At 69.6% G+C, this 22,162-nt stretch carries 25 protein-coding genes and 1 pseudogene; 18 read left to right on the forward strand and 8 right to left on the reverse strand.

Translation table 11 applies throughout. The features are described from left to right. Positions 1–19 precede the first annotated feature (19 nt). Both GA0070564_RS27430 and GA0070564_RS27435 read left to right on the forward strand, forming a co-directional pair. A complete protein-coding gene (locus tag GA0070564_RS27430) occupies positions 20–832 on the forward strand; it encodes a GntR family transcriptional regulator (protein ID WP_281182197.1) in 813 nt (270 codons plus the stop codon). Then, positions 820–1,596, forward strand: coding sequence for a glycosyltransferase family 2 protein (locus GA0070564_RS27435; RefSeq protein WP_245670307.1), 777 nt, complete (start codon positions 820–822; stop codon positions 1,594–1,596). The genes GA0070564_RS27430 and GA0070564_RS27435 overlap by 13 nt, the downstream gene beginning before the upstream one ends. Here the strand turns inward: GA0070564_RS27435 and GA0070564_RS27440 are convergent. Further along, a complete protein-coding gene (locus tag GA0070564_RS27440; protein WP_091615799.1) occupies positions 1,580–2,038 on the reverse strand; it encodes a hypothetical protein in 459 nt (152 codons plus the stop codon). The two genes, GA0070564_RS27435 and GA0070564_RS27440, sit on opposite strands and share 17 nt — an antisense overlap. Positions 2,039–2,233: 195 nt before the next feature. Here GA0070564_RS27440 and GA0070564_RS29100 point away from each other — a divergent pair, with 195 nt between their 5' ends. From GA0070564_RS29100 to GA0070564_RS27490, 10 genes are all read left to right on the forward strand, one after another. Next, positions 2,234–3,703, forward strand: coding sequence for a P-loop ATPase, Sll1717 family (locus GA0070564_RS29100; RefSeq protein ID WP_141714883.1), 1,470 nt, complete (start codon positions 2,234–2,236; stop codon positions 3,701–3,703). A gap of 304 nt (positions 3,704–4,007) precedes the next feature. Next, positions 4,008–4,403, forward strand: a complete 396-nt coding sequence (locus GA0070564_RS27450; protein ID WP_026267676.1) for a hypothetical protein — start codon at positions 4,008–4,010, stop codon at positions 4,401–4,403. Between the two features lie 295 nt (positions 4,404–4,698). Beyond that, on the forward strand, positions 4,699–6,297 hold the full coding sequence (locus GA0070564_RS27455; RefSeq protein ID WP_091615639.1) for an FtsK/SpoIIIE domain-containing protein: 1,599 nt from the start codon (positions 4,699–4,701) through the stop codon (positions 6,295–6,297). Further along, positions 6,294–6,548, forward strand: coding sequence for a hypothetical protein (locus GA0070564_RS27460; protein ID WP_091615642.1), 255 nt, complete (start codon positions 6,294–6,296; stop codon positions 6,546–6,548). Before GA0070564_RS27455 ends, GA0070564_RS27460 begins: the two co-directional genes overlap by 4 nt. Before the next feature lie 6 nt (positions 6,549–6,554). After that, complete coding sequence (locus GA0070564_RS27465; RefSeq protein ID WP_091615645.1) at positions 6,555–6,746, forward strand: hypothetical protein; 192 nt, start codon at positions 6,555–6,557, stop codon at positions 6,744–6,746. Then, the gene (locus tag GA0070564_RS27470; RefSeq protein WP_091615803.1) at positions 6,743–7,300 is read left to right on the forward strand and encodes a DUF2637 domain-containing protein; all 558 of its coding nucleotides are present in this window, start codon (positions 6,743–6,745) and stop codon (positions 7,298–7,300) included. The genes GA0070564_RS27465 and GA0070564_RS27470 overlap by 4 nt, the downstream gene beginning before the upstream one ends. After that, a complete protein-coding gene (locus tag GA0070564_RS27475) occupies positions 7,297–9,051 on the forward strand; it encodes a replication initiator (RefSeq protein WP_091615647.1) in 1,755 nt (584 codons plus the stop codon). The genes GA0070564_RS27470 and GA0070564_RS27475 overlap by 4 nt, the downstream gene beginning before the upstream one ends. After that, positions 9,051–9,233, forward strand: a complete 183-nt coding sequence (locus tag GA0070564_RS27480) for a helix-turn-helix domain-containing protein (RefSeq protein ID WP_091615650.1) — start codon at positions 9,051–9,053, stop codon at positions 9,231–9,233. The genes GA0070564_RS27475 and GA0070564_RS27480 overlap by 1 nt, the downstream gene beginning before the upstream one ends. Next, positions 9,233–10,420 carry a tyrosine-type recombinase/integrase gene (locus GA0070564_RS27485; RefSeq protein WP_091615655.1) on the forward strand — a complete coding sequence of 396 codons (1,188 nt, stop codon included), beginning with the start codon at positions 9,233–9,235 and terminating at the stop codon, positions 10,418–10,420. Before GA0070564_RS27480 ends, GA0070564_RS27485 begins: the two co-directional genes overlap by 1 nt. Before the next feature lie 103 nt (positions 10,421–10,523). Beyond that, positions 10,524–12,191, forward strand: coding sequence for a DUF262 domain-containing protein (locus tag GA0070564_RS27490; RefSeq protein WP_091615660.1), 1,668 nt, complete (start codon positions 10,524–10,526; stop codon positions 12,189–12,191). 123 nt (positions 12,192–12,314) lie between these two features. Here the strand turns inward: GA0070564_RS27490 and GA0070564_RS27495 are convergent, their stop codons facing one another. Beyond that, entirely contained in the window at positions 12,315–12,881 is a 567-nt protein-coding gene (locus tag GA0070564_RS27495) for a maleylpyruvate isomerase N-terminal domain-containing protein (RefSeq protein ID WP_091615806.1), read from the reverse strand. 146 nt (positions 12,882–13,027) lie between these two features. Between GA0070564_RS27495 and GA0070564_RS27500 the strand changes: the two genes are divergently transcribed. Next, positions 13,028–13,309, forward strand: coding sequence for a hypothetical protein (locus GA0070564_RS27500; protein ID WP_141714884.1), 282 nt, complete (start codon positions 13,028–13,030; stop codon positions 13,307–13,309). 57 nt (positions 13,310–13,366) lie between these two features. Here GA0070564_RS27500 and GA0070564_RS27505 read toward each other — a convergent pair whose 3' ends face one another. The 4 genes and pseudogenes from GA0070564_RS27505 to GA0070564_RS27515 all read right to left on the reverse strand — a co-directional run bounded on the left by GA0070564_RS27505 (position 13,367) and on the right by GA0070564_RS27515 (position 15,711). Next, positions 13,367–13,780, reverse strand: coding sequence for a roadblock/LC7 domain-containing protein (locus tag GA0070564_RS27505; protein WP_091615668.1), 414 nt, complete (start codon positions 13,778–13,780; stop codon positions 13,367–13,369). A gap of 293 nt (positions 13,781–14,073) precedes the next feature. Continuing rightward, entirely contained in the window at positions 14,074–14,556 is a 483-nt protein-coding gene (locus GA0070564_RS30085; protein WP_245670321.1) for a M48 family metalloprotease, read from the reverse strand. A 133-nt stretch (positions 14,557–14,689) separates the two neighbouring features. Beyond that, positions 14,690–15,085, reverse strand: a pseudogene (locus GA0070564_RS30090) (M48 family metallopeptidase); the annotation flags it as partial. A 251-nt stretch (positions 15,086–15,336) separates the two neighbouring features. After that, entirely contained in the window at positions 15,337–15,711 is a 375-nt protein-coding gene (locus GA0070564_RS27515) for a hypothetical protein (protein WP_141714885.1), read from the reverse strand. 259 nt (positions 15,712–15,970) lie between these two features. Here GA0070564_RS27515 and GA0070564_RS27520 point away from each other — a divergent pair, with 259 nt between their 5' ends. The 4 genes from GA0070564_RS27520 (at position 15,971) to npdG (ending at position 19,391) form a co-directional block, all read left to right on the forward strand. After that, entirely contained in the window at positions 15,971–16,174 is a 204-nt protein-coding gene (locus GA0070564_RS27520; RefSeq protein ID WP_091615809.1) for a hypothetical protein, read from the forward strand. 81 nt (positions 16,175–16,255) lie between these two features. After that, positions 16,256–17,053 carry a hypothetical protein gene (locus tag GA0070564_RS27525; protein ID WP_091615672.1) on the forward strand — a complete coding sequence of 266 codons (798 nt, stop codon included), beginning with the start codon at positions 16,256–16,258 and terminating at the stop codon, positions 17,051–17,053. Positions 17,054–17,141: 88 nt separating this feature from the next. After that, positions 17,142–18,572 (forward strand): RNB domain-containing ribonuclease, encoded by a 1,431-nt coding sequence (locus GA0070564_RS27530; RefSeq protein WP_091615675.1) that lies wholly within the window; start codon positions 17,142–17,144, stop codon positions 18,570–18,572. A 120-nt stretch (positions 18,573–18,692) separates the two neighbouring features. Continuing rightward, positions 18,693–19,391, forward strand: coding sequence for an NADPH-dependent F420 reductase (gene npdG / locus GA0070564_RS27535; protein WP_091615679.1), 699 nt, complete (start codon positions 18,693–18,695; stop codon positions 19,389–19,391). On the opposite strand, the gene GA0070564_RS27540 is transcribed toward npdG, so the two are convergent. Beyond that, the gene (locus tag GA0070564_RS27540; protein WP_091615812.1) at positions 19,378–20,004 is read right to left on the reverse strand and encodes a ribonuclease FAU-1 family protein; all 627 of its coding nucleotides are present in this window, start codon (positions 20,002–20,004) and stop codon (positions 19,378–19,380) included. The two genes, npdG and GA0070564_RS27540, sit on opposite strands and share 14 nt — an antisense overlap. A 118-nt stretch (positions 20,005–20,122) precedes the next feature. Next, on the reverse strand, positions 20,123–21,586 hold the full coding sequence (locus GA0070564_RS27545; RefSeq protein ID WP_342672584.1) for an HNH endonuclease signature motif containing protein: 1,464 nt from the start codon (positions 21,584–21,586) through the stop codon (positions 20,123–20,125). 131 nt (positions 21,587–21,717) lie between these two features. On the opposite strand from GA0070564_RS27545, the gene GA0070564_RS27550 reads away from it, so the two are divergent. Next, the gene (locus GA0070564_RS27550) at positions 21,718–22,161 is read left to right on the forward strand and encodes a VOC family protein (protein WP_091615683.1); all 444 of its coding nucleotides are present in this window, start codon (positions 21,718–21,720) and stop codon (positions 22,159–22,161) included. Position 22,162 lies beyond the last annotated feature (1 nt).

Here is a 22,162-nt window from a genome sequence, read left to right on the forward strand (position 1 = left end):
AGGGGGTACGGTGACCGGTGTGCATGGCCGGGACTGGCGCCCTCGCTACCTGCAACTCGCGGAGGAGTTGCGGGTAAAGATCATGAGCGGAGAGATGGCCCCGGGAACGCTCATGCCGAGCGAGACGGAGTTGGCGGAGTCGTCCGGCCTGTCCCGGACCAGCGTCCGCAACGCCATCCGTCAGCTCCGGGAATGGGGCCTGGTCCGGGCCGAGCAGGGGCGCGGGACCTACGTCCGGGCGCCTCGGCAGCGGGTACGCCGTCGGAACAGCGAGCGGTACCAGTGGGAGAAGGACCGGGTCCTGCTCGACGAGGCCGAGCGGTTGAAGACGGGTGCCACCGAGCACGACACCGGCCTGACCGTCGATGATCTGAAGTTCCACGCGGAGTACTCCCGGGTGGAGGCGGATGCGGAGATGGCCGCGGCCTTGCAGGTCGAATCGGGTACGCCACTGCTGCGCCGGGTCTACTGGACGTCGTCCCGCCACGAGAGCGCACCGCTGACCGTGTCGTACTCCTACCTGCCGTACGACCTGGTGGCCACGAACCCGGACCTGCTCGATGAGAGCAAGGAACCATGGCCCGGCGGCACGCAGCACCAGCTCTACACGCTCGGCATCGAGCTGGATCGGATCGACGACGAGATCCGGGCACGTCCGCCATCCCCGGATGAGGCCGAACTGCTGGACATCGACCCGGGCGTCTCCGTGCTCACCGTCCGGAAGACCTCGATCGACACCACGGGCCGGGTCGTCGAGGTCGCCGACGTGGTGATGCCGGGCGACCGGACCGAGCTTGTCTACTCCCACAAACTCCAACGGTGGAAAACTTGACGCAGCTCGTCTCGGTCATCACCCCGGTCCACGCGCCCAGCATCGAGCACCTCGCTGGCGCCTACGAGTCGTTGGCAAAGCAGGAAATGCCCACCGGGTGGGACTGGCAATGGCTCGTCCAGGAGGACGGACAGACCGGCGCCCTGGTCGACGCGCTGCCTGACGATCCCCGGATCAGTCTCGGCACCGGCCGCCCCGGTGGGCCCGGTGTTGCCCGCACCCTCGCCCTTTCCCGAGTTTCCGGGCAACTCATCAAGGTTCTGGACGCTGACGACCAGCTGACCCCCGGCGCGCTCGCCCGGGACATCGCCGCGTTCGACGCGCACCCGCAGATCGGCTGGACCACCTCGCGGGTACTCGATCTGCTGCCCGACGGGTCGACCGCCGGATGGGACAAGGATCCAGCCGGCGGGGTCGTCGACCGCAGGGCGGTCCTGTCGTTCTGGCAAGCCAACGACTACCGAGCATCGGTGCACCCGGCGACCCTGTGCCTGCGGCGGGATCTCGTCTTCGCCTTGGGCGGCTGGATGGCCCTTCCCGCCTCCGAAGACACGGGACTACTGCTCGCCGCCAACGCCGTCAGCGCCGGTTACTTCACCCGGGAGTACGGGTTGCTTTACCGCAAGTGGCCCGGCCAGGTCACCAGCCAGGCCGCACACCGGGAACCGGCCGAGTATCAAGCGCGGATGAGGATCATCGAGGCCAGAGCCAACGCCTTGGCCTCGATGCTGCCGAACGGTCTACCGCTCACTCCTCTGGCGTAGCCTCGTGCCCCGGCATTCCGTGGGTACGCCGCCGCTCCTTCATCTCCGCCTCGTAGATGTGCCGCCGGCCGCCGGCTAGCTTCTCCCGGGCGTCCCGCTCGATCTCCTGGAACGCGGCGTAGTAGCCGTCGTCGAACTCCTCCATGATCTGGAAGGTCCAACGGCCGGGTAGCAGGTTGCGCCCCAACAGCTCGTGCTCGACCCGGTCGGCCATCTCGTCGTGCCCGGCCTCGCGGAGCAGCTTCACCACCCGATCGAGGGTGAGATCCGCGCCGCCAACGAGCTGGTGCGCCGAGTACAGGTGGCCCCGTACTCGGTGAATCGTCTCAAGCGCTTTGCTCAGTTCTCCGAGAGCTTCGACAGTATTATCGTCGGTTCCGTCCGGACGGCTGTGGACACGATCCACCGCCACCCCTGGGTACCTCCTACTTTCACGGTCCATGCTCATGCCCGTAGCCCCACTGTGTTCGTTCTTGCGGTCAGTTCAACGCATATGTACCCTTGGTTGCTTGTGTAAAACTTGGCGTAAATATCCGATATAGCGGATTGGTGCAGACGCGCCGTTTGTTGGCAGGGCAGTAAAGGCTAAGCCAGTTGGCTAGCCTTGAATCTTCTGCTGAACCGACAGGAGTCTTGGATGCTCGACATCACCAGGCTGTACTTTGGCCGGGCCTCCGCCGAGAGGGATGTGCTGCATAGCCCCGATCGGTTCGTAGATACCTATCTCGATCGCTGGAACCTTCCAGGGCGCGTGTTGGACCACGAGACCTTCTTGATCCTCGGACCGAAAGGATCCGGAAAAAGCGCTGCCGCTCAATATGTGGCGCTGAAGTGGAAGAGGGAAATCGGCGAGCATGCGGTATTTACTAATTTTGTAGACTTTGATGAACTGAACCGTTCGCAAAGTCCGTTGTACTCGCTTGAGAAAAAGCTGGTTTCTGGCGAGGTCACCGCCCTTACTGATGCCGCATGGAAGCTATTTATTGGTGTGCGTATCCTTGAATCTTTGATTCAAGACGGGGCGTGTAATCTTAGTCGGGACCCGCAGGCCATCAAACTGTTAGCGGACTTGAAGAGCGCGGGCCTGGCTGATGACGATTATCCGAAGGTGCTGCGTAAGATCAGAGAGCGAAAGTCGACGATCAGTATTCCGAAAATCGCTTCGACTGAATGGAAGTCTTCGGACACGGACTCAGTCAGCCTCCCTCAGTTGGGCGACGCTGTGATCCGTTTGGCCGCTGCATCGGTCACGAGTAACAGGCACCTTCTGTCGATTGATGGTCTCGACAAAGCAATCGGGGACAACGAGTCGTATTGGCGAACGCTTGCGGCACTCGTACGAGCTTCCGACTGGATCTCTCAGCGCCTGCTCCGCGCCGGGAATAGAAGCATCTTTCTGCTAATTATGTGCAGAAATGACGTTTTTCGGCGGATTAACTTCGCCGACTCGGCCAAGATTGCCGCTGATGGTGGCATCAACATTGACTGGGGCGCTGAGGCCAGGGACCCCAGGGATGTCGTGCTGTGGGATTACGTTGCGCGCAAGGCTCAGGTCGAGGTAAATGACCTGCTGAATTTGTTGCCCGACTTTGTCAAGGTGGGACCGACAGCGCGGCCTATTTCCACTTTGCGCTACTTGCTAGATTTCACTAGGTATACGCCCCGGGATATGAATCTGCTGTTCGGGGCACTCAAGGAGAGGGCATCTCCTGGCAAATCTTTGTCGAGTTCGCAGGTCCGTTCAGCTGCGGACAACTTCTCCTCGTCTCATCTCTTGTCGGAGATTCTGTCGGAGGCGACGGGCTTGCTCGATCAGCAGGTAATCAACCGGCTTCCACAAGTGTTGCAAGCCATGCCTGGGAGGGAATTCACGCGGGAGGCGCTCAAGAGCGCCATCGAAACCGCAGGCATACAAGACTTGGTTACACTTGACGATCTGGCTGAGTATCTCTTTTTGCAGGGCGCTATCGGCAACCTCAGGCCGAACGCCGGATACGTTCAGTTCTACCATCGCCGGAATACTTATGATTACAACCGGTCTGGGCCCTGGCTGATCCATAACGGACTGATGATCGCGCTGAACATTCCGTTTTCTTCGCAACCGTGATGGGCGCGCGGGTCTGGTTGTAGTTGCTGGCTCGCATTAGTACCTCTGGCTGCATGGCGGGGTACGCCTGCCTGTGCTGTACCTTCGCTCCGTCTTAATCGCCTTGTGGCTGCGCTTTTTCGCGCTGCGCTCGGGCGTGTCCTGACCACCACCCTGCACATAGTGTCGCGCTGGTCGAGCGATTAGAGCCAATTGCCGGTTTCAGGTCCGGCACGGTCGCTGCTGCTTGTTGACTTGTCTGCCAAGTGCCGTCTACCTTGGAGTCTCAACTTGGCAGACATGCCAACAACCTGGAGGTTGAGCGATGGCTCTGCGTGGCGGTACGAGGTTCGCCGTGCGTTGTGAGGACGTGTTCCCGGCGGGATGCGCCCTGGTCCCCGAGTCCCTGGGTGAGGTCGAGGACTACGACGAGAAGACCGGCCGGCGTAGCCCGGCGAAGGACAAGCTGACCGGCCAGCGGGTGTGGCAGGTCCGCGTGATGGACCTGGACCCGGAGCTCGGCAAGCGCTCCCGGGAGACGACGGTCAAGATCTCCGCCGACTACCAGCCGGTCCCGCCGACGGGCGCCCCCTTCGAGGCGGTGGAGTTCGAGGGCATGACGGTCACGCCGTACGTGTCGAACAACAACCGGATGGCGTACTCACTCCGGGCGACCGGGATGCGTGCTCCGGCGGGTGTGGCCAAGAAGGCGGCGGCGTAGCCGCATCAGGTGGGGGCGGGGCTGTCAGGTCTTGGCGGACGGCAGCCCCGCCCTCTGTCTCTTCCCCCTGCTCTGTCGAGAGAGGTAGTGACGTGTCCAAGCGTAGGCGTTCGCCTGCCCCGGCTCAGCCTCGGTGCGGCGTGTGTCAGTCCCGGTTCGACCCGGCCGGCGGGGTGGCTGACCGCTGCCCGCGCTGCGTCGGGCAGCTCGTTCTTCCGTTCCCTCCGGTCCGGGATGCGTCGGGTCGGTTCGTGTCGCTGCGGGGTGCCAAGTGATCGGGCGGCCTCGCGGTGAGGTGGTGACGACTTCGGCCGGTGACCTACTGGTGATCCGGCCGAGGCGGTTCGAGTTGCCGGTCTGGGCGGTGGTGCTCGGTCTGGTGCTGCGCTGGTTCGGGCGGGCGTTCTGGTGGTGCCTGCGTCACCCGGTGGCTACCGCCTCGGTGGTGCTGGCGCTCTGGCTGTATGCCGAGTTCGACTGGCCCGGCCTGGTGGTGCCGCTCGTGTTGACGTCGGCGACCTCGGCGGTGTGGCGCTGGCGGGATGAGTCGTCCTGGTGGGCCTGGTTGGCGGGTCCGCTGCTCGGTTCGTTCCGGCGGGTGTTCGTCTACCGGCGGGTGTGGCGTGAGGCCATGACGCTGTGCGGGCTCGCCGAGACGTACGACCGTCGGCATGTCCTGCCGGACCTGTTGCGGGTCCGTTCGGATCAGGCGCTCGACGTGTTGACGGTCCGCATGGTCCGGGGCCAGACGCCGGAACAGTTTCAGAAGGTGAGTGCCAACCTGGCCTACGCCTTCGGTCGGCGGCACGCCCGGGTCTACTCGGAACGTCCCGTCGATCCGCCGACCCGTACCGGCCGGGGTGCCTGGCTGCTGCGGCCCGTCGACCGGGTGCGCTACCGGGATCGGCCGAAGGTGGTCCACCTGGCGCTGGTGCGTACCGATGCGTTGCGCACCGTGGTTCCGCCGTTCCCGGTGCCTGCGGTGCCGGACTTCACCGCGCTGCCGCTGGCCCGGCGCGAAGACCTGCGAACCTGGTCGCTGCACCTGCTCGCCACTCACGTCCTGGTCGGCGGCGCCACCCGGTCCGGGAAGGGCTCGGTGCTCTGGTCGCTGGTCCGGGTCCTCGGCGGCGGGATCGCCTCCGGGCTGGTCCGGCTCTGGGTGATCGACCCCAAGGGCGGCATGGAATTCGCGCTTGGCCGTCCGATGTTCGCCCGGTTCGCCTGCAAGTCGTTCGAGGCCATGGCGGACCTCCTCGACGAGGCCGTGACCGTCCTGCGTGAGCGTCAGGCCCGGTTGGCCGGCAGGGTCCGGGTGCACACTCCGACTGAGGCTGACCCCCTGGTCGTGGTCGTCGTCGACGAGATGGCGGCGCTGACCGCGTACCTGCAAGACGTCGACCTGCGCAAGCGCATCGCGTCCTCGCTGGGGCTGCTGCTGTCCCAGGGTGCTGGCGTCGGCGTCCTGGTGGTGGCGGCGTTGCAGGACCCGCGCAAGGAGGTGCTGCCGTTCCGGGACCTGTTCCCGACCCGCATCGCGCTCGGGCTCACTGAGGCGTCGCAAGTCGACCTGGTTCTTGGTGATGGTGCCCGCAACCGGGGCGCTCTGGCGGACCAGATGCCCCGATGGGCGAAGGGTGTCGGGTACGTGATCCTCGACGGCACGCCCGACCCGATGCGGGTCCGGTTCTCGTACGTCAGCGACGACGACATCCGCGACATGGCGCGGCAGTACCCGGCCCCGGCCGACGCGGCGGACATCCTCGCCCAGGTCGGCCGGGAAACCGCCGTCGAACCGGTACGCCTTCCGTTGCCTCGCAAGCCGTCCGGGCCGCTGCTGCCTGAGGCGCTGCGCAACCTCCTCGACCGGGACAGCGGGGGTGATCCGCGGTGACCGCTGCTCCGACCGGCCGACGGTTCTACCGGCTGCGTACCCCCGAACCGGCTACCGCCGTGTCTGTCCGGGTCGACCCGGAACGACCGGACCCGTACCCGGTCTATCTCGCGGTCGGTGCGGGCCGGCGGCGGATGTCCCTGACCCCCGACGAGGCGTGGGCGCTGTGGCGCTGCCTCTCCGAAGCCGTCGCCGCGCTCGGCACCCCACCTGACTACATCCGCACTGACATCCGCCCGGCCAGGAGGTAACCCGTCATGACCACCCTCACCCGCTTCGTCAATCGGCTCCGGCGTCCGCTGCGTATCCGCCTCGTCGGCCCCGCCGACCAGACCGCCGCCGCCCTGCATGGCCTGGCGCACATGGTCAACCGCCGCTCCGACATGAACGACCGGCGCATCCGCATCGACCTGACCATCCGGGAAAAGCCGCTGGAGGAGTGGCGATGACCGACCGCACCGAATTCGCCGTACGCCTGGTCATCCTGCTCGCCATCGGCATCATGGCCGGCGCCGCCGCCTTCACCCACGTCCACGACCTGTCCGTGGCCCACGGTCAACCCGACTGGATCGGCTGGGCCAACGCCGTAGCCGTCGAGCTGATGGCGATCTACCTCGGCCTCGAACTGCGCGCCCGCCGCCGGGCCGGTCGTCCCGTCGGCCTGGTCGGCTCGCTCCTGGTCGCGTTCGCGCTGCTGTCCCTCGCCGTCCAGGTCGCCGAGGCGGAACCCTCGGTGTGGGGCTGGACCATGGCGGCCGTGCCGTCCCTGGCATTCCTCGCCCTGGTCAAGGTCGTCCTGTCCAACACCCCCGCCACCCCACCGACTCCCGAACCCGACCAGCCGCAAGCCGACTGGTACGAGGTGCCCGAGCAGGTCACCACCGAACCCGAACCCGAGCGTCCGGCTGAACCCGTGCCGCCGGCTGTCATCTCCGCCCCGGTGCTGCCTCCGCGCGGCGTCGTCCAGCCGAACCGGCCGCACGTCGTCGGGATCATCCGATGACCGCTCCCACCCTGCCCGGCCTCACGCCGACCGCCCCGACCCCGGCTGCCGCTCCCCGGCCGGGGTCGCGGGCGGCCCGCATGGCGCTACCCCGATCGGTCGATGTCCTCAAGGAGATCGCCGCCGAGTACGGCGTCTGCGTGCGCCCCCTCGCCATGCGCCGCACCGACCTCGACACCGGCCAGACCGAAGTCATCGACCTGCCCTGCGGCGCCACCCTCGAGGACAAGTGCGCGCCCTGCGCCAAGAAGAACCGCCGGCTACGCCAAGCCCAGATCCGCGAGGGCTGGCACCGCGACGAGGAACCCCTACCCGGCCCCGAACCCGCAACCGAGGCGCAGAAATCCCTGATCCTCTTCCGCGCACACCTGGAGTTCTCCCGCGACGAGGCCACCCGCGCCGCGCAGTGGGATCAGGTGACCGACCTCGACGAGGCGATCCACGAGGTGGAAGAGGCGATCGCCGCCGAAGGGCTCCGGGGACGGGTCGCGCCTCCGCACTCGTCCGGCGATGACGACCAGGGCGACGACGACACCGGCCGGCGCCGCAAGCGGTCGACCAAGCGGCGGCAGGATGCCCCGGAGCTGCCCCGGCATAAGGTCGAGCGGCGCACCGTCGGCAAGACCTACACCGCCCCCGACGGCTCCACCTACCGGCCGTCGATGTGGCTCACGCTCACCCTCGACTCGTACGGCCCGGTCCGCCCCGACGGCACCCCGGTCAACCCCGACCGGTACGACTACCGGCGGGCGGCCTGGGACGCGGTGCACTTTCCCCGGCTCCTGGACCGGTTCTGGCAGAACCTCCGGCGGTGCGAAGGCTGGAACGTCCAGTACGCCGGCTGCGTCGAGCCGCAACGCCGACTCGCCCCACACGCGCACTTCGCCATCCGGGGCACGATTCCTCGGGACGTGCTGCGCACGGTGGCGGCGGCGACCTATCACCAGGTGTGGTGGCCGTCGGTTGATGTCCAGCGGTACACCGCCGACCGACCCCCGGTGTGGGACGAAAACGCTTCCGCGTGGGTCGACCCGGACACCCGCCGGCCGCTGAGCACCTGGACCGAAGCGCTCGACGCCATTGACGACGACCCGGATGCGGAACCGGTGCACGTCGTTCGCTTCGGCGCCCAGGTCGACGCGCGCGGCGTCATGCCCGGCACCGAGGATGCGGAACGGACCATCCGGTACGTCACGAAGTACATCACCAAGCACACCGGCGACTGCCACAAGATCACTACCGGCCGGCAGCGGGCGCACCTGGACCGGCTATGGCAGGAACTCCGGGTCACCCCGTGCACCGACCGGTGTGCGAACTGGCTGCTCTACGGCGTCCAGCCCAAGAAGGCGAACGCGAAGCTCAAACCGGGCCGCTGCAAGGGCAAGGTTCACCAGCGGGACACCCTCGGCATCGGTGGCCGGCGCATCCTTATCTCGCGTGACTGGTCCGGCAAGACGCTGAGCGACCACAAGCACGACGTTCGGGCCTGGGTGCGGGCGCTGCTCGGCGTGACGGTCGGTCTTGACGGCGTCGACGACCAGGGCGCCACCGTCGAACCGGTCCGGCACGCCTGGGAACTCGCCCGGCCCGATGATCCTGACGTGCCGGCCATGGCTCACCGGCTCCTTCGCTCGATCAGCGAACGCGCCCGCTGGCGCTCCGAACTGCTCGCCGCCAAGGACCGCGCGGCGCAGCTCCCCAAGGACAGCTCGACGACGGAGGCGGATGACAAGACGGGGGAGGGGCTGTGATGGCGGCCAAGGATGAGCTGTGGACGGTTCAGGACGTGTCGGCGTACCTCCGGGTACCGCAGGAGACGCTGTACCGCTGGCGCAAGGTCAAGTACGGTCCGCCGGCGGCCCGGGTCGGTCGGCACCTGCGGTACGAGCCGGAAGCGGTCCGGGCCTGGGTACGTGAGCAGGTGGCGGCCTGATGGGACACGTGGAAGATCGCTGGTTCAAGGTGATCCGGCACCCCGGCGGCCGGAAGGAGCGGGTCAAGTCGGATCTGTTCGGCAAGGGGATGCGCTACCGGGTGCGGTACATCGGCCCGGATGGCCGGGAACGTAGCCAGTCCTTCCCGGACCGGGCCAAGCGTGACGCTGACGCCTTCCTCGTCTCCACCGAGACGGACAAGCTCCGGGGCTCGTACGTTGATCCGTCCGCCGGCCGGATCACCTTCGCCGAGTACGCGGAGAGCTGGTTGCGTACGCGCTCGTTCGACGAGTCGACGCGGGAGAGCACCGAGTTCCGGGTACGGAAGCACCTGCTGCCGTTCTTCGGCTCTCGGCAGCTGGCCTCGATCAAGCCGGGTCACATCCGAGAGTGGGACGCCGGGATGGTCGGCAAGCTGGCCCCGGCAACTCGGGCCGTCATCTTCGCGCACCTGCGGACCATCCTCGGCGCGGCCGTCGACGATGAGCGCATCGCCAGGAACCCGTGCTCGGCAGCCTCGGTCAAGCCGCCCCGGCCGGCGCAACGCCGTGTTGTTCCCTGGCGGGCCGACGAGGTTTCGGCAATCCGCGGTGGTCTCGCTGAGCGGTACCGCCCCATGGTCGATCTGGGCGCCGGCTGCGGCATGCGGCAGGGCGAGATCTTCGGCCTGGGCGTCGATGACATCGACCTCGACTCGGGCTGGGTGCACATCGTTCGGCAGGTCAAGGTGGTCCGCTCCCGGCTGGTCTTCGGCCTGCCCAAGAACGACCGGGACCGTCGCGTGCCGCTGCCCGACTCGGTAGCCCAGTCGCTCAAGGAACACACCGAGAAGTACGACCCGCTCTCGATCGCTCTGCCGTGGGAGGAGCCGTTCAGCGATGAGCGGATGACCGTGCCGCTGCTGTTCACCACCACCCGCCGGGGTGCCATCAAGCGGGCCACCTTCGACGACAAGAACTGGCGTCCGGCGGTGAGGGCGGCCGGCATCGTCCCAACCCGGGCGACCGGGATGCACGCGCTTCGCCACTTCTACGCCTCGGCATTGCTGGACGCGGGGGAGAGCATCAAGGCCCTTGCCTCATACCTCGGCCACTCCGATCCGGGCTTCACGCTGCGGGTCTACACCCACTTGATGCCGGCCAGTGAAGAGCGGACGCGGATGACTATCGACAGATTGTTCCGTTAGGAGCGGCAGCCACCTTCTGTAACTCAGACTTGACCGGATTCTCGTTGTACAGCAACATGGTGTGTACATGAAGGACAGCGTCTGATGAGGATCGAGTGCGAGCGTGAGTGAGCTTACAAGTTATCCGATTCGAAAGCTTCTGGATCATATCTATGGTGGGCAGATTAGGGTTCCCGCATTCCAGCGCGGTTTTGTGTGGGACGCGGACCATGTAGCTCACTTCCTGGACAGCATATATAAAGGGTATCCATTTGGTTCCCTGCTGTTCTGGCTGACGCAGGGAAGGCTTCTGTCGGAGCGTAAATTGGGGCCGTTTGATCTACCTGCCCCGCATGAGCGGTACCCGGTTACGTACGTGCTCGACGGGCAGCAAAGAGTCACATCGCTCTTTGTTACTTTTCAGACGGAGTTCGTCCAGCCTGCCGACCCTGACTGGCGGTCGATTTATTTCGACCTCGCTGCTCCCGATAATGCGCAACAGTCCCAATTTGTTGCCCTGAAGCCTAGCGAAGTCGATCAGTCTGCTCATTTTCCACTGAACTGCCTCTTCGACTCCGTCGCGTATCGGCTTGCTTCGGCCCGCTTCACGCGCGAGCGAGAAATTCGTAAAATCGACAGGTTGCATAGCGTTTTCAAGGAAGCGCAGCTTCCAATTCAGATGATGGAAACCGAGGATCGTGCCACCGTTGCGATCGTATTCGAGCGCATTAATCGAATGGGGGTGGAGTTGACCACCCTAGAGCTTCTGTCGGCTTGGACTTGGAGCGAGGATTTCGACCTCCGGAATAAGCTTGAGGTGTTGCAGGAGGAGTTGGAGAACTTCTCCTTCGGAGATATTGGGTCGGACCCGAACCTGGTATTGCGGTGCTGCGCGGCGATCCTGAAGGGTGACCCCTCGGTCGAAGTACTGATCGACTTGGATGGAGCCGAAATCCGCGACAACTTCGAGCGGGTAGAAAATGGAATTAAGGGAGCCATTGAGTTCCTGAAAAAGCAGCTCAAGGTTGCCACGATAAAGACTCTTCCCTACCCCTTGATGCTGGCGCCCCTCAGCGTGTACTTCGCAGTTCCTGGTGAGGGCCTCCGGATTACTCCGGAGAGGGAAACTAGAGTCTTGAAGCAGTGGTTCTGGCGATCATGCTTCTCGGAGCGTTATAGCGGCCAGTCAGTTCGAGCTGCCCGTATAGATGTGACGGAGATGCAGCATCTGCGAGAGGGGCGGCCAAGTGCCCTTGGAAGTTTCCAGGTCGATATCGCCGAGCACTTTTTCTTGCTCACGGATTTTCGAATTAATAGCGCAAAGACTGCAACATTCGTTACCATGCTTGCCCAGTTTAATCCCAGGAGCTTCATATCTGGAAGTTTCGTGGACCTGGAGCGGGTACTTCAGGCATACAATAAGGCTGAATTCCATCACATTTTCCCTCGCTCTTATGTGGAGAAATTGGAGGAGCGCCCTAGATATGCTGCATTCGTGAACTCGCTTGCAAACTTTTGCTTCCTCTCAAGGGCCGACAACAACAAAATCCGGGCTAGCGCTCCGTCGCAATACCGGCGCCTAATGCCTTCAGATTCCGATGCTTTGGCAATGATATTGGAGTCGGCTTGCGTGGACGAGCTTGTTTTCGAAGATGACCTAGAGAAATTCCTGCGAGCGCGAGTGGCCAAGCTTACTGAGAAGGCGTACCAGCTCTGCGGGGTCGATCCTGCAGTGCCGCACAGAAGGCTAAGGCAATCGGACGTGGCGGGGTTCACTGCGAGCGCTGGCTAACTCCTGACGGCCTGGCGACGGCCTACAACGGCCTTCGCTAGGCTTCACCCCTGGTCAGCGGGGTTGTGGTGATCTTAATCCGGCGTACAGGTCGACTCGTCCGTCGCCCACCGGCTCAGCGACCTATCCGACCGCGGCCCGCGAGACCCACGACGTGGGTCGGGGAAGGCCGGGAAGGTCGGTACGCCCGGTGGACCAGAGCAGCGCCTGGACCGGATCCCCGGCCGGGACGTCGGGGAAGAGTCGGGCGAGCACGGCGCCGCAGAGAGATGCGGGTGGCTGCCAGCCGATGCCGAGACCCTCGGTGATGTCGTGGGTGTGCACCAGCGTCTCGTTCACGCCCAGCGCCGCGAAGCCGCTCGGGTCCGTCGGTCCCCAGTGCCAGGCCCGTACCGAGGGGTCGGATGCGGCCAGCGCGGTGCTGAGCAACCTTCCTGCGGCGGTGACCGTCCGCAGCAGATCGCGGGGTGACGCGTCGTCGCGTACCACCAGGTCGAACGGGAGGTAGGCGGAGTCGGGCAGGGCAGCGAGTTGCCCGGCGTACGCGAGGAGGTCGTGCGCGACGTGGGCGGCCGTCTCCCAGCAACTCCAGGCGAGCGAGCCGGCCGGGCGTCGCCAGTCCGCCGACTCGTGCGGTGCCAGTACCCGCACCATCTCGGCCACGGCTTCGTCGACGTCACGGCTGTCCATCGGGCGCATTTCGAGAGCCTGCCAGATCCGGCCCCGCTCGGCCGTGCCGTATGGCGCCGTCCAGTTGACCGTCCGCCACCCGTGCCGATCCGGTTTGGCCAGCAGGGCGGCCGGCAAATATCCCCGTCGATCGGAGCGGGGGCGACATGGACGCTGGTGACCGGGGCAGGCCGCGGGGCGCGGGACGGGCGAAGCCGGCCGTCGCTGTGGGCGTACTGGCCGCGATCGCGGTGGGGTTGTTCGTCTTCTTCCTCGGCCTGCCTTCCCGCAGCGGCCCCGACGGCCTCGGCGCCCACGACCTCCCCGCCGCGCTGCTGATCGGCGCGGTGATGGGCGGGGTGGCCGGCTGGTTGACGTTCCGTCGGGGCTTGCGCGGCTGGACCGACCCGGACGCGGGGCGGCCCGACCCGAAGACCCCGCGCCGCTGAACCGGGACGCCAGGCCAGTGAGCCGGACCGCCCAGCCGGCCCGTCGACGGATCCGCCTCAGGCGTCCGCCGGCGCCCCGGCCAGCAGCGTCGCCAGCCGCCCGGCCACCGCCGGTGCCGTCAGGTGCAGCCGGGCCACGTTGATGGTGTCCGCGCCGATCACCGCGAGCAGCGCCTGTCCGTCGACGGCGTACACGCTCAGGTAGCCGTCCTCGTTGCGGACGGTGGACTGCTGGAAACCGCCCTGCCCGAGTCGCAGCCCGACCTGCCGACCCAGCCCGTACGTGGTGGCGGCGAGCGCGGCCACGTCGTTCGGGTCGGCGTCGTCGGGCAGGTTGTGCGCGACCAGCAGGCCGTCGACGCCGCCGAGGACGCAGCCCTGCACCCCGGGGATCTGCACCCGCAGCTCGGTCAGCTCGCGCCCGATCGTCGGGTACGGCAGGGACGGGTCGCCGGCCAGTGACGGCGGCAACTGGCGCGCGGGTGGTGGCTCGGCGGCCCGGCTGGCGGCGCGGCGGGGGAGGGCGGTCGCGGTGTGCTGATGGTTGCGGCGCGTGGTCGCCCGGCCAGTCGTACCGGTGGTGCGGGGCGGGGGAGCGCCGCAAGGATTCCGGTCGAGGCTTGCACGAAAGGGACGTGCGGTGCACGCGCGGGCAGCCGCATCGGGCTGTCCGGCGGATGACTGACACCGGGAGTCCCGTGGACAGGACCGCTCCGACGGATGGTCGATCGCGCGTGGGCCTGCCAAGAAGTCCCAGGGTGCGGTCAGCCCGACCAGCTCACCGCCCGGCGGACCTTGTCGTACTCGGCGGCCAGCTCGGCGTCGATCCGGGTCAGGCGCTCCTCGGTGAGCACCACCAGCGGCTCGTGCCGGGGACGGCTGGCGAGCAGCCGCTGCCGGAGCCCGGTCGGCGGATGTTCGGCGAAGAGCGTCACCTCGTCCCGCACCGAGAGCTGCCGGACCAGCGGCAGACGGTCCGCGGCGGCGGCGCGGGCGTCGGCCACCGCGGAGCGCCAGCGGTCCGGCCCGTGCCCGGCCCGCGACTCCCGGCGTACGGCCAGCGCGATCGACTCCTGCGCCAGCAGCGCGTCGAGCATGCCGGTCGCCGCGTCGGTGCCGGCCACCCGCGCGGCCAGCTCGTCGGCGAGGTATTCGGCCCGCTGGCTGTCCCGCAGCGCGACGGCGACCAGCACCAGGTGCGCGGCGAGCAGCAGCCGGGCCAGCACCGCCTGCACGGCGTGGGCCAACGCCAGGCCGGCCAGCTCCAGCAGCCCGGGCCCCGGAGACGGTGCCCACCGGGCGGACCAGGTCGGCGGCGGAGCCGAGCATGGTGAGCGCCGGCTGCACCAGCGGCGCCCGACGCGGGTCCCCGTTGGCGAAGTGGCCCAGCTCGTGGCCGAGCAGCGCGATCCGCTCGCCGGCCGGCAGCGCCGCCCACAGTGGCAGCCCCAGGCAGAGCACCCGGCGCCGGCGCAGGCCCACCGTCCCGGCGTACGCGTTGAGGGTCCAGTCCACCGCGAGGACCTGCGGCGCGGGCGTGCCGGCCGCCGCGGCCACCTCGTCGACCAGGGCGAACAGCTGCGGCGCCCGGGCCCGGTCGAGCACGGTGAGGTGCTCGTCGAGCCGCCCGAAGCGGGGACGCAGCGCGTACGCCAGGGCGATCAGCACGACGCCCAGCAGCATCGACAGGTTGGGGAACGGGAAGGCGACCAGCAGCCACACCCCCGTGCCGGCCAGCGCCAGCACCCCGGCGAGCAGCAGCGCCGAGACGGCCATGGTGACCGTCCGCGCCGCGTGGGAACCGGAGTCGTCCAGCGGGCGCCCGGCCAGCCGCTCGAACTGTCCCGTCGCCGTGCGGTACGCCAGCCGGTGTGCCCACCGGTCGAGCCGGCGCCAGGCGAACTCGCGCTCCCGCCGGTCCGGGTCGTACGCGTCCAGGTTCCACTCGCAGCCGGGGCACCAGGGCGTGGCCTCGCGGAGCGCGGCGGTGCCCGTCCCGCAGCTCGGGCAGGTGGCCGCCGTCGCCGTCACGCCGGGCACGGCAGCCGCTCGATCGCCGCCGGAACCGCCCGGGGCTGCACCACCTGGGCGAAGCAGCCGTCGGCGTTGGCCCGCTGCCAGCCGAACAGCGACGCGGCGGTCTTCGCCACCCGTACCCGGAAGACCAGCCGGACCGCGCGGACCGGCTGGTCCTGCACCTCCAGCACCTCGACGCCGGTGACCTGGGCGGCCGTCGACCGCAGCCGGTCCCGTGGCGCGGTCGGAGTGGCCAGCAGCTCCGCGCGGGTGCGCTGCGCGGTCGCCGTCACCTCCCGGTCGGCGCGCCGCTCCAGCCGCTGCTGCGTTCGGTCCCGCAACAGCGGAACGCCCGCCACCGTCCCCGCCACGGCCGTGGCCGTCACCGCCGCGGCGGCCACCCGGCCCGGCCGCGTCCTTCGTCCCCCGCGTCGCACCCCGGAATTGTGCGGCACCTGACCCTCAGCCGTCTGCCCCGTGCCCGCCCGGGCCGCTCCGGTCGGCCCTATCGCCCCAGCTCAGCACGGTCGTGGTCGGTTCCGCCGTTTCGACCCGCGAACATCCGATGATCTCTACTGTGGAGGTCATCGGCGACTTTCCCCGGTTCCGGTGGCGGCTGGGCTGATCGCGGTGCACAGTGATCACATGAGCGACGACGGACGTGGTGGGCAGTACTTCTGGTGCACTCGACACCACCGGGTCGAGACGGATGCCGACGTGTGCCCCGCGAAGCACGTACTCGGCCCGTACGCCTCGGCGGCCGACGCGGAGAACGCCCTGCAGCAGGTGCAGCAGCGTAACGAAGCGTGGGAGGCCGAGGACGCCCGTTGGGCCGGGGAGAGCAGCTAGACGGCGCGGGACGGCCGCGTCGAGGAACTCCGTGCTCCGCGAGGAGACACGCGAGCGCAGGTCCCCAAGGAGGGAATCGACATGGCCGAAGCACGTAAGGCCACCACCCGCCCGGCCGCCAAGCGCACCACCGCGGCGGGTTCCGCCGCGACGTCCACCCGGACGACGTCGGCCGACAAGGCGTCCCCGAACGCCTCCGGCGCCGGCTCGGGCCGCGTCCCGGCGAAGAAGGCCGTGGCGAAGAAGGCGGCGGCCAAGAAGACCGTCGCCCGCAAGGCCTCCACCGCCAAGAAGACGGCGCCGGCCACCAGGACCACCGCCAAGACGGCGCCCGCCACCCGGAAGTCGACCACGGCGGCGAAGAAGACCACCGCCACGAAGGCGGCGCCGGCCCGGAAGAGCACCGCGGCGAAGAAGACCTCGGCGGCGAAGAAGACCTCGGCGGCGAAGAAGACCACCGCGGCGAAGAAGGCCCCCGCCGCGGCGAAGGCCACCACCGCGGCGAAGGCCGCCGCTGCGAAGAAGACCACCGCGGCCAGGAAGGCCGCCGCCGCGAAGAAGACCACCGCCACCGTGAAGCGGACCGGCGCGGCGGTGAAGAAGACCACCACCGCCCGGAAGACGACCACCACCCGGCCGACCGGCGGCGCCCGCAAGGCGGCGGCGAAGAAGGCGCCGGCGAAGAAGGCCACCGCTTCCTCCTCGACCACCGCCCGCAAGGCCGCGGCGAAGAAGGCGCCGGCCGGGACGACCGCCGCCAAGAAGGTCACCGCCCGAAAGGCCCCCGCCCGGGCCGGCGCGGCCCGGGCGACCGCCGCCCGATCGACTCCGGCCCGCTCGACCGCCGCCCGCGCCTCGGCCCGCAAGTCGGCCCGCTGAGGGTTCCCACGGGTACGTCCGCCGGCGCGCGGGCGAACCATCCGTCCGCCGGAAGGCGGTACGCCGGTTCCGCTGCCAAGATTGACCCGTGGTCATCCGACGCGTACTGGCACCCCGCATCGACTTCGGCGCGCTGCGCCGCGAGCTGAAGCTGCCCGAGCAGTTCCCGCCCGCGGCGCAGCGCGAGGCCGACGAGGCGGCCGCCGCGCCGCTGCCGCCCGCCGCCGACCGCACCGACGTCGAGCTCGTCACCCTCGACCCGGCGAGCTCGCGCGACCTCGACCAGGCCATGCACCTGAGCCGCCGGGGCGACGGCTACCGCGTCCGGTACGCCATCGCCGACGTCGCCTCCCACGTCCGTCCCGGCGGCGCCCTGGAGGAGGAGACCTGGCGCCGGGGGCAGACGGTCTACCTGCCCGACGGCAACGTGCCGCTGCACCCGCACACGCTCAGCGAGGGTGCGGCCAGCCTGCTGCCGGGCGAGGAGCGGGCCGCGGTGCTCTGGACCATCGACCTCGACCACGACGGCGGCACCGTCGCGGTCGAGCTGGAACGCGCCCGGGTACGCTCCCGCGCCAAGCTGGACTACCTCGGTGTGCAGGCCGACGCCGAGGCCGGCCGGCTGCCCGAGCCGATCGCCCTGCTGCCCGAGATCGGCGCCCTGCTCACCGCCCGTGGGCTGCGGCGCGGCGCGATGAACCTGCCGCTGCCCGAGCAGGACGTGGAGCCCGACGGTGACGGCTGGCGGCTGGTGCTGCGCGGTCCGGTGCCGATGGAGGACCACAATGCGCAGATCTCCCTGCTCACCGGCATGGCCGCCGCCGACATCATGCTCGCCGGCCGGATCGGCCTGCTGCGGACCATGCCCCCGCCGAAGCCGGAGGCGGTGCAACGGCTGCGTACGGCGGCCGCCCCGCTGGGCGTGGACTGGCCGGCCGACGTCGGCGTCGGTGAGCTCCTCGCCCGGCTCGACGCCTCCGAGCCCCGGGCGGCCGCGTTCATCGACCAGGCCGCCGAGCTGATGCGCGGCGCCGGGTACACCGCGTTCGACGGCGAGTTGCCGCAGCAGCCGGAGCACGGCGGGGTCGCGGCCGCGTACGCCCATGTCACGGCGCCGCTGCGCCGGCTGGCCGACCGGTACGCGACGGAGGTCTGCCTGGCCCTGCACGCGGGCCGGGAGGTGCCCGACTGGGCGCGCACGGCGCTGCCGAAGCTGCCGGAGGTGATGGCGGTGACCGACCGGACGGCCTCCGCGGCCACCCGTGGGGCGATCGAGCTGGCCGAGGCGGTCCTGCTGGAACACCGGGTGGGGGAGACCTTCGACGCGGCCGTGCTGGACGTGGACGCGCCGCCGTCGGGCGAGGCGAAGCCCGGGCGCGAACCCGGCGGGACGGTGGCCCTCGACGAGCCGCCGGTCCGGGCCCGCTGCACCGGCGACCTGCCGCTGGGGGAGCGGGTCCGGGTCCGGCTGGTCACCGCCGACCCGGTGCAACGCAAGGTCCTCTTCGCCCGCGCCTGACGCCCGCCCGCCCGAAGCCCGGGCCGCCCGGCGCACGGCGTCAGGCGGGCGTCAGCCGTAGCGGGCATTCTCACAACGCCCGGCGCTGCTGTGGCGGCGGCATTTTGCGAGGATGACGGCATGGCTTACGACGCGACCACGCTGCCCGACGTGTCCGGGCTGACCGTCGGCATCATCGGCGGCACCGGTGACCAGGGGCGGGGGCTCGCCTACCGGTTCGCCCGGGCCGGCAACACGGTGCTGATCGGGTCCCGCTCCGCCGAGCGGGCCGCCCAGTCCGCCGCGGAGATCGCCGGCCTGCCCGGGATGCCGGCCGGCGTGGACGTGACCGGCGCCGCCAACGACGAGGTGGCCCGGCGCAGCGACGTGGTCGTGATCGCGGTCCCGTGGGACGGGCACGCCGCCACCGTGGCCGCCCTCGCCGAGCCGCTCGCCGGCAAGATCGTCGTCGACTGCGTCAACCCGCTCGGCTTCGACAAGCAGGGCCCGTACGCGCTCACCGTCGCCGAGGGCAGCGCCGTCCAGCAGGCCGCCGGGCTGCTGCCGGACTCCCGGGTCTGCGCGGCGTTCAACCACGTCAGCGCGCCCCTGCTGGCCGACCCCGAGGTCGACCGGATCGAGCTCGACGTGCTGATCTGCACCGAGGACCGGGAACTGGTCGACGTGGTCGCCGCCCTCGCCGCCCGGATCCCCGGCATGCGGGGCATCTACGCCGGCCGGCTGCGCAACGCCCACCAGATCGAGGCGTTCACCGCCAACCTGATCGCCATCAACAAGCGCTACAAGGCGCACGCCGGCATCCGCGTCACCGATCTCTGACGGCCGCCTCCACGTCGCGCGGCAGCCGCGGCGCCGGCCAGTCCGGGCCCGGCCGGAAGTCCGTGTACGTGCCGTCGAAGGGGAACTCCGCCGCCTCGACGAGCCCGATCAGTCGCTCACCCTCCGCCCGGATGCCGTCTGCGGTGGCCCGGTCGAAGTAGAGCGGGTGCCCGACGCGCTCGGCGAACTCGTCGGCGTCCTTCCACTCCCACCGCCGCTCCGGGCTCACCACGAGGTCCAGGACGAGGTCCGTGGTGTCGACGCCGCCGGGGTGGCGGACGCAGGGCTCCTCCAGGTTGACGTACCAGCCGGCGAAGACGCCGTCGTCGAAGAACCACCACACCGAGTACGCGGCCTGCGGCGGCATCAGCACCAGGACGTCGTACCTCTCCCAGGCGCCGACGGTCAGTCGCGGGTCCCGCAGCTCGTCGACGGGCAGGTCGTGCGGGTTGCGGCCGTCGGCGTCGACCAGCCGGGCGACGTCGCTGCCGACCGGGCTCCAGAGCAGCAGACCATCGGCGTCGTCGGCGATCACCCGCATCGGCTGCACCCAGGTGCACAGTCCGCCGCGCCAGTAGCGACGGGTGACGACCTGACCGGGCTCGAAGGTCACCGTCGCACCGTACCCGAACCGGCCGTGCGGCACTGTCCTGTGAGCTCGCCGGCGGTCCTCGGCCAGCGCTCGCCGCGCGGTGGTGGCGCCGGACCGGCGCCGACCGGAGGGAACGTGGTCACGGGGGCCGGGAGCGGGCCGTCGGTTGGCTGGGTGACCGTCCGGCACCGACCCGGCGGGTCCTGCTCGTCCGGCCGGGAACGGCGGGCCGGGTCCGGGGCCGGGCCGGCACCCGGTCGGAGAATCCAGGCACCCGGGTCGTCGGTTGGTCGGAGAGTGCAGCGGGCCGGGTCAGCTGCCTGCCGGATGTGGGGACCGGTGCCGGTGACGTGCGCGCCCAGGCGTGCCGGTGGTGGTTGCGGCGGGGCCGCTGCTGCGGATCGAGCCAGGTGGGCGGGACGAACTCCGGATGCCCGTCGGGGGCGAGCCGGACCTGCCAGCCGTGGTGGTGCACCTGACGGTGGTGGTGCCGGCAGAGCAGGACCGAGTTGGTCAGCGTGGTGGCGCAGCCGTCCGCCCAGTGCCGGATGTGGTGGCCCTCGCACCAGCGGGGCGGGCGGTCGCAGCCGGGAAAGGCGCAGCCACGGTCGCGCAGGACCAACGCCCGGCGCAGCGGGCCCGTCACGGCCCGTCGTTGTCGCCCGACGTCCAGCACCTGCCCGGCGCCGCCCAGCACGGCGGGCAGTACGGCGGCGTCGCAGGCCAGTCGCCTGACCGTCTCCGGGGTCAGTGTGGTGCCGGTGTCGAGCAGCCCGGCGCCGAGCCGGCCGGTGAGCGCGTCGTACGACGTGGTGACGACGAGTTGCGCGGCCTCGCCGCCGTGCTCGGGCAGCCCGCCGGTGCGCAGCGCGAGCCGACAGACCGCACCGAGCGCGTCGTGCCGGCGCTGCCCGGGCGAGCGGGCGTCGTCCGGACCGGAGAGCGCGGTCAGCGGCTCGATCGCCGCGCGCAGCAGGCCCGCCGTTTCGCCGTCCAGGCTGCCGGTCAACCGGAAGCGGCCGTCCCGCAGGTCGGAGAGGGTCAGGTGGCGGTCCCGGGCGGCCCGGGCGGCCTCGGCCTCCAGTGCCCGGGCGGCCGCCGACTCGGCGACCTCGGGTGCGACGTGGTCGAGAATCCGGGTGCCGAGCGCGCGGAGCACGGGCGGGTCGAACTGCCCGGCCCACTCCACGAGCAGGCCGACGGCCCGGTCGGCGGCCTCCGGGCCCGCCTCCGCCCGCACGATTCGCGCGGTGTCGGCGATCACCTGCGCCTGCGCGGTGTCGACCCGGCCGTCGGCGAGCGCGTCCCGGACCTCGGGAGGGCCGTCGTGCAGCGTGGTGGCGAGGGCGACCATTCGGCGGGCGGCCGGAACGGTGAGCCGCAGCCGGTCGCGCAGCCAGACCGCCGTCGAGGAGGCACCCTGCGCGACGGCGGTGCCGCGCCCGTCGACCTCCCGCACCAGCGCGAGCCGGACCGCGGCGAGGCGCTGCTCGAGCGCGTGCACCGCGTCGAGGGCGTCGACGAGCTCGGCCTCGGACAGGGCCCAGGGGGCCTCCTCCAGGCGCGAGCGCAGCGCCGCCTCGGCCCGGGCCAGTTCGTCCATCACGGACACCACGTTAGAACAGGCGTACGACAGTTTGTGGACCGCTCGGCACGTCATGCACAGACCGACGTCGCGCCCGAGGTCCGACCGTGATGGAGGTCGATGTCGTACCCCTGGGACAGGATCGCCGGATGGAATGGCAACTGGTGATCGACTGTCGGGAGCCGTCGAGGCTCGTCGCGTTCTGGGCACAGGCGTTGCGCTACCGGCCGCAGCCCGCGCCGGACGGGCATCCGACCTGGCGGGAGTGGTATCTGGCGCACGGTGTCCCCGCCGAGGAGCTGGGTGAGGGCGACTGCGCTGACCGGCTGGAGGATCCGACCGGCGCCGGGCCGCGGCTCTGGTTCCAGCCGGTCCCCGAGGTCAAGTCGCTGAAGAACCGGCTGCACATCGACCTCAAGGTCGGCGGTGGCCGGGGCGTGCCACTCGCCGAGCGGCGGGAGCGGGTGGACGCCGAGGTGGACCGGCTCGTCCCGCTCGGCGCCGCGGTCCTCGGCGCCATGGACGACCCGGAGAACGGCCACTACGCCGTGCAGCTCACCGACCCGGAGGGCAACGAGTTCTGCGTGGTCTGAC

Source organism: Micromonospora mirobrigensis, from assembly GCF_900091555.1.
In the GTDB taxonomy this organism is placed as follows: Bacteria; Actinomycetota; Actinomycetes; order Mycobacteriales; family Micromonosporaceae; genus Micromonospora; species Micromonospora mirobrigensis.

What these genes read in the sequence shown, in the direction of transcription:
- GA0070564_RS27440 (WP_091615799.1), bottom strand. Translation starts at nt 2,038, where the DNA reads ATGGACCGTGAAAGTAGGAGGTACCCAGGGGTGGCGGTGGATCGTGTC.
- GA0070564_RS29100 (WP_141714883.1), top strand. Translation starts at nt 2,234, where the DNA reads ATGCTCGACATCACCAGGCTGTACTTTGGCCGGGCCTCCGCCGAGAGG.
- GA0070564_RS27450 (WP_026267676.1), top strand. Translation starts at nt 4,008, where the DNA reads ATGGCTCTGCGTGGCGGTACGAGGTTCGCCGTGCGTTGTGAGGACGTG.
- GA0070564_RS27465 (WP_091615645.1), top strand. Translation starts at nt 6,555, where the DNA reads ATGACCACCCTCACCCGCTTCGTCAATCGGCTCCGGCGTCCGCTGCGT.
- GA0070564_RS27470 (WP_091615803.1), top strand. Translation starts at nt 6,743, where the DNA reads ATGACCGACCGCACCGAATTCGCCGTACGCCTGGTCATCCTGCTCGCC.
- GA0070564_RS27475 (WP_091615647.1), top strand. Translation starts at nt 7,297, where the DNA reads ATGACCGCTCCCACCCTGCCCGGCCTCACGCCGACCGCCCCGACCCCG.
- GA0070564_RS27480 (WP_091615650.1), top strand. Translation starts at nt 9,051, where the DNA reads ATGGCGGCCAAGGATGAGCTGTGGACGGTTCAGGACGTGTCGGCGTAC.
- GA0070564_RS27485 (WP_091615655.1), top strand. Translation starts at nt 9,233, where the DNA reads ATGGGACACGTGGAAGATCGCTGGTTCAAGGTGATCCGGCACCCCGGC.
- GA0070564_RS27495 (WP_091615806.1), bottom strand. Translation starts at nt 12,881, where the DNA reads ATGGACAGCCGTGACGTCGACGAAGCCGTGGCCGAGATGGTGCGGGTA.
- GA0070564_RS27500 (WP_141714884.1), top strand. Translation starts at nt 13,028, where the DNA reads ATGGACGCTGGTGACCGGGGCAGGCCGCGGGGCGCGGGACGGGCGAAG.
- GA0070564_RS27520 (WP_091615809.1), top strand. Translation starts at nt 15,971, where the DNA reads ATGAGCGACGACGGACGTGGTGGGCAGTACTTCTGGTGCACTCGACAC.
- GA0070564_RS27525 (WP_091615672.1), top strand. Translation starts at nt 16,256, where the DNA reads ATGGCCGAAGCACGTAAGGCCACCACCCGCCCGGCCGCCAAGCGCACC.
- npdG (WP_091615679.1), top strand. Translation starts at nt 18,693, where the DNA reads ATGGCTTACGACGCGACCACGCTGCCCGACGTGTCCGGGCTGACCGTC.
- GA0070564_RS27545 (WP_342672584.1), bottom strand. Translation starts at nt 21,586, where the DNA reads ATGGACGAACTGGCCCGGGCCGAGGCGGCGCTGCGCTCGCGCCTGGAG.
- GA0070564_RS27550 (WP_091615683.1), top strand. Translation starts at nt 21,718, where the DNA reads ATGGAATGGCAACTGGTGATCGACTGTCGGGAGCCGTCGAGGCTCGTC.